This is a genomic window from Pirellulales bacterium (assembly GCA_035499655.1).
Taxonomy (GTDB): domain Bacteria; phylum Planctomycetota; class Planctomycetia; order Pirellulales; family JADZDJ01; genus DATJYL01.
The window spans coordinates 1-16,828 of record DATJYL010000181.1; the positions used below are offsets into that span (position 1 = coordinate 1).

The window sequence follows — 16,828 nt, forward strand, 5'->3', positions numbered from 1 at the left end:
GAGGGTGATTCGATTGATCTATTCGCCTGGCAAGTTTTTGCACGCCGATCATCCCCAGGCCAGCACGCAGAACGAAAGCATGTGGATTGGCCTGGAACAGGACGAGCCGCCGTACCGCCGGTTGGTGTGCCGGCAAGTTTCCGGCATGGTAGCCCGGCGAATTGTGAACGATTTACGGCCCGGACAGGTGTTGGAACGGGGAGTGAAATTTGGGATGATAAAGTTTGGCTCGCGGACCGAGTTGATTGTGCCGGCCGAGGGCTTCGAACCACAGGTTCGCGTAGGGCAGTGGATTAAAGCCGGCCGCGACGTGGTGGGGAAGTACAGTAGCTAGCAATAAGCGACTAGCAATGAGCCGATCCAACGAATTGGCATTGCCGGCCATAATCAACCGCAAAAGTTGCTAATTGCTAACCGCCAATCGCTAGCTGTTAATTGCTTTCTATATGAAAAAAATTCGCACCGTTGCCGCTTTTCCCACTATGTTCACGCTGGGAAATTTAATTTGCGGTTTCTTTGCCATCGTGGTGGCCTCGCGAGTTGGGGCGGGTAGCCTGGATGCAAAACTCACCGCGCCTCAACTGGAAATCGGCAGCCCGGCAAACTTCATCGGCGCTTTCGACCCCACCAATCCCACACATAACATAGTGCTCAGCGCGTGGCTCATTTTTCTGGCGATGGTTTTCGACGCCTTAGATGGTCACGTCGCCCGGCTGGCAAAAATCACCAGCGATTTCGGCGCTCAACTCGACAGTTTGTGCGATTTAGTCACGTTTGGCGTCGCCCCGGCCTTTCTCATGGTGAAAATGTGCCCCGACTTCGCGTTTTTCTATCGTGAAGAAATGTGGATTATTGCCGCCGCGTTTGTCGCCTGTGCGGCCATGCGATTGGCCCGCTTTAATGTGGAAACCGAGCAAGAAGACGATCACCTAACATTCATCGGGCTGCCCACGCCGGCCGCCGCCGGATCGATTGCCAGCTTTGCCATTTTGTTTTACACGCTGCGGCTGGAAAACAATCACTTGCCTTATGCTCAAGATATTGATTGGTACATGCGCCGCTTTCTGCCGGCATTTACCATTGTCCTGAGCGTGCTTATGGTTTCGCGAATTCCCTATCCGCACGTGGTCAATCAATTGCTCAACGGTCAACGCAGCCTCGGGCATATCGTGGCGCTATTGTTTTCGCTGGTCGTGATTATTGCCATTCGCGGTTACAGCGTGCCGATAATTTGCTCGCTGTTTGTGCTGGGACCTCCGCTGCGATACGCTTGGCAGCGTTGGCGAAATCGCCAGCAGCAAGAGCAAGACGAGGCCGAAACGTTGTTTTGAGGAAGAAGTGGTCGGTGGTTAGTTGTAATGTCGCTACCCGAACCGCCGAATATGTTTTTCTCAAATATTTACGCCTGCATTGACCACCGATTACCGACTACTGACAACTGATCACCGACCACCGACCGCTCTCTCTGCTATGTTCACTGGTCTTGTCGAAGCGCTGGCGACGGTTGTCGAAGTTCGCCCGGAACCGCCGGGGGCGCGAATTTCCATCGAACTGCCGCAATTTACCGGCGCGGATAGAAACAATGCATATGAAAATGTCCGCATCGGCGACAGCGTGGCGCTGAACGGCTGCTGCCTGACGGTCGTCGACGCAGCCGCCAGGGCAGGGGGGCTACAGCTGGAATTTCAGGCCGGGGAAGAAACGCTCCATCGCACCAATTTGGGTCAGTTGAAATCGGGCAGCCCGATTAACGTGGAGCAATCGTTATGCTTCGGCGATCGGGTAGGCGGTCATTTCGTCACCGGGCACATCGACGGGCGCGGCACGTTGGAATCGCGCACCGATGCCGGCCAGTGGTCCACATTTTGGTTTCGCGCTCCCGCGGAGCTGATGCGGCAAATGGCCTCCAAGGGCTCGATAGCCATCGACGGCGTGAGCTTGACTCTGGTGGATGTCGAAGCGGAGCGATTTAGTGTGATGCTGATTCCCCATACGCTTTCTGTTACCACGTTAGGCCGTTTGCAGCCGGGCGATAGCGTGAACTTGGAAACCGACGTGCTGGCGAAATACGTACAAAAGCAGCTAGCAATAGAAGCAAATACCGCTAAACCGCAAGCGGATTGAAGACATCTCTCTCGCTCTCCGAATCTAGCCAAAAATGATGTCGCACCAAACACTCGCGTTTTTGAAGCAGCGGTTCGAGCAAGTTGGTTTGCAGTTGCAAGCCCGGCATGGGCAGAATTTTTTAATCGATTTGAATTTGCTGCGGATCATCGCCGAATCCGCCCAACTTTCCCCCAACAATGTGGTGCTGGAAGTGGGCACGGGCGTGGGCTCGCTGACGGCCTTGATGGCCCCGCACGTGGCACACGTTGTGACGGTGGAAATTGATCCGCGGCTAACTCAACTGGCAAGTGAAGAATTGATTCAGATTCCAAACATTACACTGCTCAATGTGGATGCCCTCCGACGCAAACACACCATCGAGCCGGCAGTCCTGGACGCAGTGAATCAGCATTTGGCGGCCGAGCCCGGTCGGCAGTTCAAGCTAGTGGCCAACTTGCCGTATGGCATCGCCACGCCGCTGATTTCCAACTTGCTGGAGTTAGATCGCCCGCCGGAGACGATGACCGTCACCATTCAAAAAGAATTGGCCGACCGCCTGGCGGCGCAGCCCCACACCAAAGATTATAGCGCGCTCAGTTTGTGGGTGCAGTGCCAATGCCGAGTGGAAATTTTGCGGGTGATGCCACCGGCCGTTTTTTGGCCGCGTCCCAAAGTGAACTCGGCGATTGTCAACATTACGCTGGAGCCGGAGCGGCGCAAGGCGATTCCGGATCGGCGATTCTTTCACGAATTTGTGCGTTCGCTGTTTTTGCACCGCCGCAAGTTTTTGCGCGGCGTGCTTGTAGCAACATACAAGGAGCAACTCGAGAAGCCAGCCATCGATCGCCTCTTGGCTGCCCTGCAATTCGGCGAAAATGCGCGGGCCGAGGAACTGACCGTGGAGCAAACGCTGGCCCTGTGCGAATCGTTTCGTCAGCTGCTTGCAGCGTGAATTTTTCTGCTCAACGTCCGGCCTGCAGTGCCGACAAAATCTGCAACCCCACTTCCAAGAATTGGGGTATCTCCGCCCCGGGAATCCGCTTGGACTGCTTGTAAACCAACAGCCGACTTCCGGAGCCTTCGGTGTTCCAACCCCAGTTCTGTTCGAAGAAATCCAATACGGTGTCGGTAAACAACTTGCGAACAGCCTCCACATCGTTGCCGCGGAGCAAGTAATTGCCGGAAAAAATGGGATGCGTGTCGAACTCGATGCTTTTCTGCCCGAAGAGCGTGACAATTTTGCTCCAAACGCTTTTGGGAGCCAGCGAAAAATCGGGGAGCGCCAACGCCTCGGATTGAAAGCTGATCACCGATTGCTTCCAGACGGTGCTACTTCGGCCCCCACCGGTGACGTACTTGTAATCGAAAATACCCACTTCAATGCTGCGCGATTTGCCGAGCATTAGATTCGTCTGTTTCTTACTGCGCCCGCGCGAAGTCAGCGGCAGGCCGTCGAGCGATGCCAGGAGCCCGGCATTGCCCGTGGGAGAGAACTCAAAGCCCATTTGTTCGGCGGTTTGTTTGAACCCGGCGGTGCGTTTCTTTTCCTTTTGTGCAGCGAGAAGCAAAATCGTGACCAAAGGCAGAGCCACCGCCAGGATAATGACGATGGGCAACCAGGGGCCCAAATCCACACGCCCACCGGCCGCCAAAAGCATTTCAGGATGCAATAACCGCACGACAATCGCCTCGTTGCTAATTCGTCTTGCCGATGGCCGGCAGTTTCGCAGTTACCCGTTGTAAACTCGGCGAACGGGCAAGTTCCTGTCCGTCAGCCCAAATAACCAATCCAACCCCACGACCGTAATGCTGACCGCTGCGATCCCACATAATCGTTAGGTTGCGACCATGAAACGGCACGCCGTCGAGACAGAACCAGTCCCAAGCGTCGGCTGGCAACAGCGGATCGACTTCGACCGTGTCGTCTTCCCGCGGCACCAAACCGACCAGTCCGCTAATAACCAAATCATTAAACGTGGAGTGATTGTAATCGCGGCTGCGTTGGGCCTTGGGGCCGGTAATCAACCACTGGCCGGTTTTTTCGTCCAGATATTCGCCGATGTACGGCTCGCCATCCATTTGCTGAGAGCGGGCGTAGGTTTGCAGCGCAGTGAAATAATCGCGCCGGCTGACATAGGGTTGCTCCGAGTCGTGCAGCAAATTGGCCAAGCCATTTAGCGTTTGGCTGGTGGCAAACGGCCACACGGCGCCATCCCATTCGCACTTCCCCACGCCGTGGCTGCGAAATTTCGGATGCCGCTGTTCCGCCGTGGTCAACCCGCAGGGAGCTTGAAAACCAGTTGGATCGCTCAGCTGCAGCCACATCAGGGCCTGCTGCGGTTGGGCCAGATGAAACATCCAGGGAATAAAGCCGATGGCCTCGCGCGCATCGGACCAGCCGCCGTGTTCCAACTTCACTTCAAAAAACTTAGCGTCAGGATTCCACAACTGGGCCAGCAGGTTGGCTCGCAACGATTCAAACTTAGCCGTGAATTGGCTGGCCACTTCGGGACGTCCCGCCAGCGCAGCAATGCGGGCAATCGCCTGAGCGTTGGCGGCCATGTAACTGTTGATTGTGGGTCGGATGTTTTTCTCGTGGCGGCCGCCGCTGATCGATTCCTCCATGCCGTCGCGCACATCGTACTGCCAAAACAAGCCGCTGGGCAGACCGCGCTCCGTTTCCCAACGGCCGTAGTCGGCGATCAAGTCGTCGAGCAATGCCACCAGAAAATCACGATCCAAAGTCACCAAATATCGGTCATACAGCGCGGCTTCTGCCCAACTGCTGTACTGATGGAAATGTTTGGCGGGGACGCCGCCCTCTCCGGAATGAAACCAGAAATTCGTGTATTCGTCCAACGGACGCTGATCGCGAAGCCAACGCCCTTCGGCCAAGTGATGTCCGTAAGCGCAGGAAATAGTGTTGTATGGTCCGGCATGTGAAACCGGTTGCAAAAATTCCGTCAGCACCAGGCCAAACGGAGTTTGTTCGATGTGCTTGCGATAGGTCCACCAGCGGAAGTAATACGTTTCCTCAAATTGCGCGTCCGGGCAATTGAACAGTGGCGCATCGTCGCTGATCCATTGCCACGCTTGTTCGTTGGCAATGAGATAGGCATCGGAGTTGGTCCCACGCTTTTGATCCAGCGCGTTAAATTTATCGACGTGGTGCACATAGTCCGCGGGCCGAAGCACAAACGGCTTCACGGAGCCCGCGCTGGGCAACGGTGGTCCCGTTGCAGCTGAGGTGTCGGCATTGGCAACAGCGGCGCTTTTCATCGACAAAGCCCCAGACCGCTGATCGACTTCGTGCAGGCGTGTAATCCGCAGCGCTATGTACTGCTTGCCCGGCAATTCAATCGTCGGATGTCTCGGACAGTTGTAGCGGTACTGACTTTCTTTGACTGCTTCGAACTCGCCTTCCACCGGCGTAATGGTCATATCCCAGGCGTTGATGATTTCGACGCGAAATTTCATCCCCGTTTGGGCCGGCTTGGTGATCGGCAACGAAAAGGTCCATTTCCGCGGCGACTCTTTGCCGAAATACACCAGATAGTATTCGTTGGGTTTGCCGGCGGTTTGCAAATCTTGCCATTTATCAATCGGATTGATTCCCTCCGGCGGGCCGTGTTCGACAATCTGCTTCAAAAACCCAATTCGTGGTGGGCTTTGCCCGTGTAGGGCGCCGCCGCTGGACCAGGCAATTTGATCGTCCTGATTTTGATACGTTTCGCCGTGCGTAGCGTAGGTTCCGGCCATGATGGCCACCCAAAATCGATGCACCATTTCCTGCGGCATCAGATTTCCCCAACGAACCGGCAAATCGCCCTCGTACTTGATTTCGTCGTAAATAATTGGCTTGCGATACACGTCGCGCAAAATCTCAGCGCGGCCAATATCTTCCACGGCGGAACCGTTTTGAATGCTGGCATGCGTGACCAGCGGATTAGTGTTGTTGAAGATTTGGGAGCAATTGTGAATGGAGCGCAGGTGACCGTAGGGATCGTCGTGGGCGATGATTTCAAAGAAGCGATCCCAATCGCTTTCCTTTTTTTCTTTTAGCAAATCCCACTCGTTAGCTAGCGACCACCACACGTTGCGATACGCCGCCAAGCGTGCCACCACGTAGTGCAAATACAAATCGTCCGCCGCCGCCGGCATTCGGTCGAATCCCCAATGGCTGCTGTCATACGGATGAAACAGGATCAAGTCGGCTTGGATGCCCAGGTCGCCCAGTTGCGCAATGCACTGCTCCAGGTGCTGGAAAAATACCGGATTAAAGCGGGTGAAGTCCCATTGATTGGGCGGCGTTCCCTCGTAGGGATATAACCCCGGCTCACGACGATTGTGATCGTACCACTTTGGAAACAAACACATCCGCAATTTGTTGAACGGGTTTTGCGCCAGCGTGGCCAGCGTTTGTTGCTGCAATGCTTCCGTTTGATGAACCCAAGCGTAGCAAGTGGTTCCAAAAGGAAAAAACGGAGTGCCGTCGGCATAGCCGAAATGGTATGTACTTCGAACCTGCACCGGCCCGTGATTATTTTTCGATGGCGCAACCACAGTGAAATTGCCACGCCTGCCGTCCAGCGCCGGGTGGTTGCTATGGGTAACGTATTCCCAAGTGCCCAGGGCATCAGGCATGAAGCGAATGCGGTAGACGCCGTCGCCGTCATAAAACCCATGAACTGTAGTTGGCTTCAACTGGGATTGCCCGCTCGGCTGGAAATCTGCTGACAATTGAACATCGACAAACGGATTGCCGTCAGCAGGACCGGGCAATTCGATTTCGAAAATGCCCCACTGTTCAACCGGTTTGGTAGCGACCTTTGCCTCATTCGTTTCGGCGGCAAAGGCTTGCCGAAACAGAAACAGCGCCATCAGCAACGGCAGCAAAAGCCGCCAGAAGGCACACTCAAGCCCAGCATTCGTGCGCTGTTTTCCCATGGATTTTGGCCCGTTGCCGTGGCCTGAGGAAGCCACATTCCGCCCCAACGGTGCTGTGAATTAACTCGCTGCGCATTCAGGCCTGTCGCCGGTGACCGTGAAGCCCAGCTCTTCAATCATTTTATAATCGGCTTCCGGGGCTTGCCCTCTGGTCGTTAGATAATCGCCCACAAACACGGAGTTGGCCACGTACAATCCGAGGGCCTGTAAACTGCCCAAGTGCAATTCGCGACCGCCGGCAATCCGGATTTCGCTGGCCGGATTGACCAGCCGCAACAGGCACAGCGCTTTCAAGCAATAGCGCGGATTTAATCGCTGACTTCCCGCCAAGGGAGTGCCGTCGATCGCATTGAGAAAATTGAGCGGGATCGATTCCACCTGCATGTCGCGCAGCGCAAAAGCCATGTCGACCACGTCGGCGTCGTGCTCCCCCATGCCGATGATGCCACCGGAGCACAGCTCCAATCCGGCGGCACGCACGGACTGCAACGTATCGACGCGGTCTTGCCAGGTGTGCGTAGTGCAAATTTCCGGATAGAAACGTTGGCTGGTGTTCAAATTGTGATTCACCTTGTCAACGCCGCACGCTTTCAATCGCAGGGCTTGCTCCGGCGTCAATAATCCCAGGCAAGCGCACACATTCAGCCCATATTGTTCCTTGATTTTCGGCACGATGTATTCCACGGCTTCCATTTCGCGCTCCGTCGGTCCCCGAGCCGAAATCACCAAACAATAGGTGCTGGCGCCCCGCTCGTGACATACCCGCGCCGCATCGAGCAGCTTGCTTTCTGAAATCAGGTTGTAAACCGGAATTTCCGCCTGCGACACTTTCGATTGCGAACAGTAGCCGCAATCTTCCGGACATAACCCGCTTTTGGCGTTCATTAAGAAGTACAGCTGCACCGTGCGGCCCCAATGACGATGGCGAATTTTGTGGCAGGCCGCAATCAGATCGAGCAATTCGACATCGGGCGATTGCAGCACGGCCAGCGCTTCATCGCGGCTCAGTTGATGGCCGTCCAGAACTCGCTGAGCCAGCTCATGCCAGCGCGAAGGGGAGGAGGCCGAATGATGTTCGTTCTGCAGTTCGTTCGGAAACGTAGCAGGTTGTGGCATGGAAAAACTTCAGAATTTAATGTTTTAGAAACGGTGCTTACACCGCGCTTGCGGCTTAGCAAAGACATACTATCCGATTGACCAGTATGCCCTGAAAATGCCGCCAGCGAAAGGTGATTGCCCCTGCGCGAGACCAAAAATCGGCTTGGCAATGGCCGCCTCGTAACCGACAATAACGATATGTCGCGGCATCACTTTGTACGAGTGGGTTTAATGGGGCACGTCGGCCGGTTCACTTCCGTCGACGCCGTCGCTTATCCCCGCGCCAGCCGCGTCGTTGTCCGCACCGGCCGGGGCTTGGAAACCGGCGAAGTGCTGGGCCCGTCCGAAGAAGCGGCAACCCATGGCAATACCGACGGTTCGATTCTCCGCGGTCTGACCGTGGAAGACGAACTGCTAGTGGCCCGGCTGGAAAAGAACCGGCAGAAAGCGCTGGAGGCATGCACGGCGCGCCTTGCGCAGCGGGGCATTACAGCCACGTTATTCGACGTGGAGCATTTGTTCGACGGCCGCTCGTTGTTCTTCTATTTTTTGGGCGAAGTGACGCCGGAAATCGAAGCCATTACCGCCGAGCTGGCCGAAGTGTATGATGCCGCCGCGGAGTTTCGTAAATTTTCCGAAACGCTGACCGCCGGTTGCGGCCCCGGCTGCGGCACAGAAGAAGGCGCCGGTCATGCCAGCGGCGGTTGCACACTGTGCGCCAAAGCCTGCGCTGTCGCTGGAGCGTGTGGAACGAAACGAAAATAATCGGCTCGAATCGAAAACGGTGGGCGTGTTGCAGCCTTCATTCTCCTGCGCTGCCTAGCGACGCCAAAAATTCGCTCATTTCGCCCGCTGCGTGGGAATTGCTTTGGCGGCGCGCTTCGTCAATGCCGCGGCGGAGCGTTTCCCGCGCTTCTGCAATTCGGTTTAACTTTGCCAGCTGTTGCGCCGCCATAAAAAACGCAGGCACATAAGGTGCAGAATTGTTCTGCAACTCTCGCAAGTCGGAAAGGCTGCGATCGTGCTCGCCTTCCTTTTCCAACTCCATCGCCAGGCTATAGCGCAGAAATTGATCAGCCGGATCGAGTGCCAACATTTCTTCGATGCGACTGCGACGGGACGCGGGCATGGATTTACAAATCGCCGGTGATTTTTAAAAGTTTTCCTTGTTTGGCCGAGTCGTCATTCTTCGCTCCGTCGGCGGCTCCAAGGACGCTTACATAAAGCGTGTTGTCGCTGCTGAAGGCCATGCCCGAGGGGCGCTCCAGGCCCGCTAATTTTACCGCCTTCACAGTGGCGCGATCATCCCCTTTGCCGGCATCCAGGCGATACAATCCGTCGTCGCTGGATTTAACCGGGGAGGAACTCAAGGCGTACAAGCGGCCACTTTCCGGACTGTAAGCCAAGCTCACAACGTCCGTCAACGCCAACGGCATGCTCATGATCAAACTGCCATTTCGCACTTGATAAAACGCCAGCGTTAATTCGCGATGTTGCTCGCCCGATTCCGCTTGAACGGCCACCAACAAACCGTGTGGGTTAACCGCAATACTGAGCACCGCCGGCGTATTGTTCGACGCTCCGGATTTGAATAACGGATGAATGCCGTCAATCGCATCTCGGTTTTTCGCAACGTCCGCCTTATAAACTCCGGCCTTGTCGTCGCCGCGACGGGCCGAGATCAACAGGGCGGAATAGGAAAAATCGAAACTCGCCAAGCTAATACCATAGGGCTCGGCCGCGTGGTTGGGCGAACCCGACAGAATTGTGCTGGATCGTCGATTGGCGGCGGCATAATCCAATGGCTTGTCCTCGCCTGCGGAGCCGACGGTTGGCAATTCGAACACGCTAACAATGGCTTCCTCTTTATCGTCTTTCGCCGTGGTGCTCAGGGTCGCCAATTCGTTTCGGCTTAAAAACGCCAAACCGTACAAGCTGCCAGCCGCAGAATTTGCCGAAGGCGCCGCGGTTGGAAAGCCCACGATCGCTGGAATAGACTTCCCGGCATTGGCCGGAGCAAATTTCGCAATTTGGCCAGAACCAGCCTCGGCGACGTATACATACTCAGTCTCCGGCCGAACCGCCACGCCACACGGATGGTTTAGTCCGGAGAGAACTTTCTCAACCTTGATGTTGATTTTTCCGGCGCCAGATTCCGTTGCTTTGGGTTCATCGGCGCACGCCAGAGCGCAGCTCAGAAAGATACTCCAGGCAACCACCGAACACGGAAATAATTCTCTCGGCATCATGTCGATGTTGACCTATCGCAGAGGACGCACAAAATCGCGGAGTGTATTCATTGGCCGGCGACGGGAGCCATGCCGCGCTTCTTTTCGAACGCGGCAATTTTATCGGCCTGATGCAAAGTAAGACCGATATCATCTAGTCCGTGCAACAGGCAGTGGCGGCGGAACTCTTCCACTTCGAACGGCAGCGACAGGTAATGCTTGTCGGTCAACCTGCAGGTTTCTAAATCGGCGGTGAGTTTGTATCCGGGGTTTTGGGCACATCGCGCGAACAATTCGTCGATTTCGGCATCGGGCAGCGTGATTGGCAGCAGGCCGTTTTTGAAACAGTTGTTGTGGAAGATGTCGGCGAAGGTGGGCGCGATAATGACGCGGAAACCGTAATCGGCCAGCGCCCAAGGGGCGTGTTCGCGGCTGGAACCGCTGCCAAAATTGCGGCGGGCCAAAAGGATGCTGGCGCCACGAAATTGCGGCCGATTCAATTCGAAATCCGGATTGTCGGATCCATCGTTGCGAAACCGCCAATCGAAAAAGAGATATTGTCCAAAGCCCGTTCGCTCGATCCGCTTGAGAAACTGCTTGGGAATGATTTGATCGGTATCGACATTGGCCCGGTCCAGCGGAGCAACCAGTCCGGTGTGTTTGGTGAAGGGAGTCATGTAAATAAATCCATGCCTTCGCGGTTTGAGATGACAGAAGACCAATCCAAACGAGAGCGGTAACTGAACGGTAGCATGCGATCTACTTCGATCGAAGATAACCAGCCTGTAAATCCTGTGAAAAACATCTCTTGAGCGCGTTGCTGATTCTCGTCACGTAATAGCCATGCGAGGAGTATTCGCGCGTTCTTCTGAGTTGGATCGATCCCCAATATCGTTTCACATATCCCACGGGATTCAGATAATTCACCTACTTGCGCAAGATCATACGCGAGTCGAAGCAATGTCGCCATGCGCTCATTTTCCAGCAAATATCGGCTTGAGGCATCTAAGCCTTCAAATTTAAGGTCGCTTAACATTTTAAGCGAGAGATTGGCCACCTCTATTGCTTGCCTACGAAATCTTTCAGAATCTTGTTGAGTCACTGCGTCCGCAGCGAAAGAGAGAACATGCGCTGCACTCATCATCAACAGAGGATCGGAGTTCATCCTGGCAATCTCGAGTGCGCGGGGCACTGCATCATGTGCCTTCCCCGATGCAATCTGACTAGTCATGAACCAAACTTCATCGAGTGCTTTTCGAGGACCGAATCGTATTCTGTCCTCAAAAAATAAAAGGGCCACTTGTGGAAATCCAAGATGCATCCACGAAACCCCTCTAATTTCTGCAACTTGGGATGGTTGAAGTAGGTGTTCATGCTCCCGAGTAAGTTCCAGCACTGTATCCCAATCAGAAGCCTCAATGGCATCTTTGAATTGATGGAGAATCTCTTGAGTCGGTTCAGTCCTTGGCTTTGACCATTCAATGCCAACTGTCCTTAAATCGGCTGCCAAGCCTTCTAAGAGCGATTGCTCGGATTCAGTGAGCCGCCACCAATAGTGCTCCATCTCACCACGAATTTCATCCGCGTTGGCACTATTCTGCTGGCCAGCCTTGAAGAGGCCATATAGTGCAAGCTGAAGCCTGATGGCGTCGGGAAAATCAGATTGCTTACGTAAGATTGATGGCATGTCTACGTTTCATCGATTGTCCAGCTATCACGAGTCGCTGCTAACGAAGTTTGGAATGTCTCGATCGAAACTTCTTCATTCGGTTCTATGAGACCATGCAAGTCGTTATCAAGTCTTAATGACAGTTGCGCATTAATTGGTGAGTTTTCGAATGGACCCTCCCCCATCCACCAACACTTCGCTTGGTCGTTGCCACTTGCAGCACGCTTTTTCCTCAGCTCTGGTACTAAATGGCCAAGCCTCGGAGGAATCAAAAAATAGGGCAGTTCTTTCCAATTACGTGCTACAGACATTCCGCCGGATCCAGGAACCACAGCACCCTTATTGTTTAATTGTACGTCACCGTGGGGCGGCATACCAATGCGAACTCCCAGCATCAATTTCCTGTCGCCGACTTTGGGATGGTCTCCATCTGCTAACATGACTCGAAAAAATCTTGGCATCTATTTCTCGCCCCTGACTCTATCCTTTGTAATCCCAGTGGCGGATGTCGACAAAGTGGCCGGCGATGGCGGCGGCGGCGGCCATGGCGGGGCTGACCAAATGCGTGCGGCCCCCTTTGCCTTGGCGGCCTTCAAAATTGCGGTTACTGGTGCTGGCGCAGCGCTGGCCGGGGGTCAGTATATCGGGATTCATGCCCAGGCACATGCTGCAGCCGGCTTCGCGCCAATCGAAGCCCGCCTCTTTGAAAATGCGATCCAGGCCTTCGTGTTCCGCCTGTTGCTTCACTTGCCCGCTGCCGGGCACGACCATGGCATCGACCGTTTCGGCCACACGATAGCCGCGCACCACGGCGGCGGCGGCCCGCAAGTCTTCGATGCGGCTGTTGGTGCACGAACCGATGAACACGCGATCCAGCGCCAGCGATTGCATCGGCTTGCCGGGCTCCAGCCCCATGTATTTGAGCGAATGCTCGGCGGCTTTGCGTTGATCGTCGCGCTCGAAATTCGCGGGATCGGGCACGCTTCCCAGCACCGGCACGACCTGCCCGGGATTGGTGCCCCAGGTGATTTGCGGTGCAATGTCGGCGGCATCGTACACTTCCATCCGGTCGTACTTTGCGCCCGAATCGCTGGGAAGTTGTTGCCACCGGTCCACGGCGGCATCGAAAGCGTTTCCCTGCGGGGCGAATTCACGACCCTTGAGATATTCGAACGTTTGATCGTCCGGCGCGATCATACCGGCCCGTGCGCCGGCTTCAATCGACATGTTGCACACGGTCATGCGCTGTTCCATGCTGAAGCTGCGGATGATCGGGCCGGTGTATTCGATGACGTAACCGGTGCCGCCATCCGTGCCGATTTGGCCAATCAGAAACAGAATGACGTCTTTGGCCGTCACGCCGTGGCCCAGTTGGCCATCGACCCGCAGCTCAAACGTTTTCGGCTTCGATTGCAGCAGGGTTTGCGTGGCCAGCACGTGTTCCACTTCGCTGGTGCCGATGCCGAAGGCCAGCGCGCCGAACGCGCCGTGCGTGGCGGTATGACTGTCGCCGCAAACAATCGTCAGGCCCGGCTGCGTGAATCCCAGTTCCGGACCGATAACGTGCACGATGCCTTGTTGCGGACTGTCTAAATCGTACAGGCGAATGCCGAACTCGCGGCAGTTGTGGCGGAGCGTATTGATTTGCTGCTCGGAAATGAGGTCCGCAATGGGCAGCCGCCGATCGGTGGTGGGCACGTTATGGTCGGGCGTGGCGACGGTTAGTTCCGGGCGACGCACCCGGCGGTGTGCTAATCGCAATCCCTCGAACGCCTGCGGGCTGGTCACTTCGTGGACCAAATGCAGATCGATGTAGAGCAGGGTTTCCTGTCCCGGTGCGGCATGCACCACATGTGCATCCCAGATTTTTTCGAACATGGTGCGAGGGGCGGCAGGCATGGCATTCAGTGGAGAGGGGCTTGGGGCTGGGGGCTCAGGGTTCAGAATTTAGATTGACCAAATGACACGCGGAACGAAATACGGTTCGGCGGAGTCACGCGAACCGATCGTCGCTTCGCCTCATTCAAGTATACCGAAAGAAATGGCAGGCTGTAAGTTAATGGCAACAGCCGTCCCAAGGGCTGAATTACCCCACCAGCGCGCTGTGGCTGGCGCTGTCGTGGGCCAGATCGGCTTGGGTGGCGTCGGATGAGCCGCGAGTGCGGGAGCCTTTCGAGGCGACGTCTGCGCCGGCTTCGCTGTCGTCGCCGCTGGATGGATCGGCGCCGGTGCTCGATTGAATGCCGCCGACAACCGTATGGTCCGCTGCACCGGCCACCGTGGGCATGCCATCGCGGCTGACGCCGCCGTTGGTTTGCCACCACGCTTGCGCATCAGCGGCAGTCCACCGGCCGTGCAACGGAGTCGCGGCCAACTCCGCGCCCAATGTGGCAACATCGGGGAAACGATCGGCCGGCTTCTTCTGCAGGCAGCGCAGGACAATCTGCTCCAATTCGGACTGAATGCCGGGTTGCAGCTTCGATGGCGGCGTCACGTTTTTGTTAGCGTGAGCGAGCAACACCTTCACCGCGTTGTCGCCTTCGAACGGCGGATGACCCGTCAGCAAGTAGTACGCCACCGCGCCGAGCGCGTAAATATCGCTGCGGGCATCGGGTTCGCCGTCACCGGCCGCTTGCTCTGGCGCCATGAACAGCGGCGAGCCGGTGATCGAACCTTGCTGCGTAAGCGTGACATCGCCGTGGCCCGTCATCAGCGGCTTGGCTAGGCCGAAATCCAACAGCTTGGCGACATCATAAACGCCGCCTCGCTCCGCGGCGAAAATGTTGCCCGGCTTGATGTCGCGATGCATCAGTCCCAGGCCGTGCGCTTCGGCCAGGGCACCACAGATTTGCTCCAGTAACCACACCACTCGGGCCGGAGCCATGGGCCCGTGCTGTTCGACCAGGTCGGCCAGGCTTTTGCCGGGCAGGTATTCCATGACGTAGTAAAACGTGCCGTCGTCGGTGTGGCCGTAGTCGAAGATTTCGATGGTGTTCAAATGCGTGAGCTTGGCCGTGGCCTGCACTTCGCGATGGAAGCGGGCCAACGACGTGGGATCGGCCGCGTTGCTGGGCTTGATAAGCTTGATGGCCACAGGGCGCTTCATCAGTTGATGCTCGGCCAAATGCACTTCTCCCATGCCTCCGGCGCCTAGCAGGCGCTTGAGTCGATACTGCCCCAACTGTTTGGCTTCGAACGCTTCGCGCCGCAAGCGATTGATGGTGTGAACTCCCCAAGTGCCGATGAACGCGGCTAGCGCCATGGTCATGAAAATCTTGGAAATGATGTTCGGCCCAACCATGCTCCCGTAAATGGGAAGCATGACCGCGGCTACAATGCAAATGGCTGTTGGGGTAACCGCGAACAAGCCGAGCACCCAAGCGGCGCGCCTCCAGGTGTTGGGAATGTACAGCGAGTAGGTGAGAATCAACAGCATCCACGGCGCGGTAATGCCAATTAAAAACGGATCGCCGCTGCGGATGGCCACCCATTGCATGGCAATAAAATACAGCGACGGAACGCCGAAAATGATCAACTCAGCAATCCGCAATGTGGATAGTTCATAAGTGCACTTCTGGCACAGCCGGCCACCGATCAAAAGCAGGAACAGCGACGTCAGCCCGTGAAAAAGGAGTAGGAACATTTCTTCCGGGCTATGATAATTGACCAAGAACAATTGCCGCAGAAAGAAGACCGCGAACCCGCCGCCCAATAACAACGCTGACATGCGCAGCCGACTGCGCAGCAGCGAGCGGGTTTCTTTCGACATGTGCGGGCTGCTGCCTTCGCACATGGCAACTTTGCAGCATGGGCCGGAATGCGAGTGTTCGGCAGAGCCCAACAGCGGCAAACCGGCGGCCACAACGGTAGCATGATTGGACGAATTGGAAGACATATTCCGTGGTCCTTCGTCGATTGACCAATGTCAGTTTTCAGCCTGTGGAGCCGGACTCGTCACACTCCGGCTGCCAAGGGACATTTATCATATCCAGCCGAGAAGCGGCTGGCGACGGTCTTTCGTGGAAAACAGGAACAAAGAATTGCAAAGTGCGGCCGATTTAAGCCATGCGGCCACGCATTCGCCGTCGATTACCGAAATTGCCTGCTGGACACTTTCTAGATGGCGATGAGGTAATTCGATCCAGAGCGTTTTAGGCCGCCCGGCGGCGGGGGGCGGCAGTAGCCGCTAGGCGGTCGATTTCGGCACGCGAAAGAGGCGTCAGCCGCGGTTGATCGTCACACATTTCTTCCCGCAGCACGAACGCTTGCGGCGTCAACAGCCGGTTCAGCGAGAACCAAGCGCGGGCGAGAGATTCGGCATTTTGATCGGTGGAAATCAACGCCAGCTCGATGCCGTGCAAGGTATTGGCGGCCCGCTCCAGCGCCTCGTGTGGAGACCCCGGAAAAAGATGGATTTTACTTCCGGTGGGACGCAAAAACTGATGGGCCGCTTTCAACGACAAAGGGGGCGCGGCGGCCGGTCGGGCATCGAACGGATCAATTCCGGCGAAGTGAATTTGCTCGGCCGGGTGGTACCGCTGCGCCAACGAAATCATTCGCTGCGGCCGGACGGCGTCGCCCAGCCCCAGCAGCATGATCTTATGCGGCTTGTGTTTACGGACGAGGCGGTACAGTGTGCGGTCGCTTTTGGGGCACGACAGCCAGCACCAGCAGAAAACTTTCAGGCCACTTGCCGCGGACACCGGTGCCCTCCTTGGCGGATGTTCGGCGCAGAAACTCCCTGTTTCTTAGTTCGGCTAGCGGCGCCAGCAAGATTCAC

General features: G+C 56.2%; 16 protein-coding genes. 5 read left to right on the forward strand and 11 right to left on the reverse strand.

Annotated features, from left to right (window positions below; genetic code table 11):
- The 4 genes from VMJ32_12925 to rsmA form a co-directional block, all read left to right on the forward strand.
- On the forward strand, positions 1 to 334 hold a 334-nt coding region (locus VMJ32_12925; GenBank protein HTQ39924.1), incomplete at its 5' end, for a phosphatidylserine decarboxylase.
- A 112-nt stretch (positions 335 to 446) separates the two neighbouring features.
- Positions 447 to 1,331 carry a CDP-diacylglycerol--serine O-phosphatidyltransferase gene (gene pssA, locus VMJ32_12930; GenBank protein ID HTQ39925.1) on the forward strand — a complete coding sequence of 295 codons (885 nt, stop codon included), beginning with the start codon at positions 447 to 449 and terminating at the stop codon, positions 1,329 to 1,331.
- A gap of 139 nt (positions 1,332 to 1,470) precedes the next feature.
- The gene (locus tag VMJ32_12935) at positions 1,471 to 2,124 is read left to right on the forward strand and encodes a riboflavin synthase (protein ID HTQ39926.1); all 654 of its coding nucleotides are present in this window, start codon (positions 1,471 to 1,473) and stop codon (positions 2,122 to 2,124) included.
- A gap of 37 nt (positions 2,125 to 2,161) precedes the next feature.
- Positions 2,162 to 3,058 carry a 16S rRNA (adenine(1518)-N(6)/adenine(1519)-N(6))-dimethyltransferase RsmA gene (rsmA, locus tag VMJ32_12940; protein ID HTQ39927.1) on the forward strand — a complete coding sequence of 299 codons (897 nt, stop codon included), beginning with the start codon at positions 2,162 to 2,164 and terminating at the stop codon, positions 3,056 to 3,058.
- 10 nt (positions 3,059 to 3,068) lie between these two features.
- On the opposite strand, the gene VMJ32_12945 is transcribed toward rsmA, so the two are convergent.
- The 3 genes from VMJ32_12945 to bioB are packed head-to-tail and all read right to left on the reverse strand — an operon-like array spanning position 3,069 to position 8,169.
- Complete coding sequence (locus VMJ32_12945) at positions 3,069 to 3,785, reverse strand: hypothetical protein (GenBank protein ID HTQ39928.1); 717 nt, start codon at positions 3,783 to 3,785, stop codon at positions 3,069 to 3,071.
- 16 nt (positions 3,786 to 3,801) lie between these two features.
- Positions 3,802 to 7,053, reverse strand: coding sequence for a DUF5060 domain-containing protein (locus tag VMJ32_12950; GenBank protein ID HTQ39929.1), 3,252 nt, complete (start codon positions 7,051 to 7,053; stop codon positions 3,802 to 3,804).
- A gap of 60 nt (positions 7,054 to 7,113) precedes the next feature.
- The gene (gene bioB / locus VMJ32_12955; protein HTQ39930.1) at positions 7,114 to 8,169 is read right to left on the reverse strand and encodes a biotin synthase BioB; all 1,056 of its coding nucleotides are present in this window, start codon (positions 8,167 to 8,169) and stop codon (positions 7,114 to 7,116) included.
- Between the two features lie 180 nt (positions 8,170 to 8,349).
- On the opposite strand from bioB, the gene VMJ32_12960 reads away from it, so the two are divergent.
- Positions 8,350 to 8,916 (forward strand): PSP1 C-terminal domain-containing protein, encoded by a 567-nt coding sequence (locus VMJ32_12960; protein ID HTQ39931.1) that lies wholly within the window; start codon positions 8,350 to 8,352, stop codon positions 8,914 to 8,916.
- Positions 8,917 to 8,953: 37 nt separating this feature from the next.
- Here VMJ32_12960 and VMJ32_12965 read toward each other — a convergent pair whose 3' ends face one another.
- The 8 genes from VMJ32_12965 to VMJ32_13000 all read right to left on the reverse strand — a co-directional run bounded on the left by VMJ32_12965 (position 8,954) and on the right by VMJ32_13000 (position 16,751).
- Complete coding sequence (locus VMJ32_12965; protein HTQ39932.1) at positions 8,954 to 9,280, reverse strand: hypothetical protein; 327 nt, start codon at positions 9,278 to 9,280, stop codon at positions 8,954 to 8,956.
- 4 nt (positions 9,281 to 9,284) lie between these two features.
- Complete coding sequence (locus VMJ32_12970) at positions 9,285 to 10,370, reverse strand: hypothetical protein (GenBank protein HTQ39933.1); 1,086 nt, start codon at positions 10,368 to 10,370, stop codon at positions 9,285 to 9,287.
- Between the two features lie 77 nt (positions 10,371 to 10,447).
- Positions 10,448 to 11,056 (reverse strand): 3-isopropylmalate dehydratase small subunit, encoded by a 609-nt coding sequence (gene leuD / locus VMJ32_12975; GenBank protein ID HTQ39934.1) that lies wholly within the window; start codon positions 11,054 to 11,056, stop codon positions 10,448 to 10,450.
- Entirely contained in the window at positions 11,053 to 12,066 is a 1,014-nt protein-coding gene (locus VMJ32_12980) for a hypothetical protein (GenBank protein HTQ39935.1), read from the reverse strand. The genes leuD and VMJ32_12980 overlap by 4 nt, the downstream gene beginning before the upstream one ends.
- Before the next feature lie 2 nt (positions 12,067 to 12,068).
- Positions 12,069 to 12,488: a hypothetical protein gene (locus VMJ32_12985; GenBank protein ID HTQ39936.1), complete on the reverse strand. Its 420-nt coding sequence runs from the start codon at positions 12,486 to 12,488 to the stop codon at positions 12,069 to 12,071.
- A 40-nt stretch (positions 12,489 to 12,528) separates the two neighbouring features.
- Positions 12,529 to 13,947 carry a 3-isopropylmalate dehydratase large subunit gene (gene leuC, locus VMJ32_12990; GenBank protein ID HTQ39937.1) on the reverse strand — a complete coding sequence of 473 codons (1,419 nt, stop codon included), beginning with the start codon at positions 13,945 to 13,947 and terminating at the stop codon, positions 12,529 to 12,531.
- Between the two features lie 187 nt (positions 13,948 to 14,134).
- Positions 14,135 to 15,943: a protein kinase gene (locus VMJ32_12995; protein ID HTQ39938.1), complete on the reverse strand. Its 1,809-nt coding sequence runs from the start codon at positions 15,941 to 15,943 to the stop codon at positions 14,135 to 14,137.
- 256 nt (positions 15,944 to 16,199) lie between these two features.
- Entirely contained in the window at positions 16,200 to 16,751 is a 552-nt protein-coding gene (locus tag VMJ32_13000; protein HTQ39939.1) for a hypothetical protein, read from the reverse strand.
- Positions 16,752 to 16,828 lie beyond the last annotated feature (77 nt).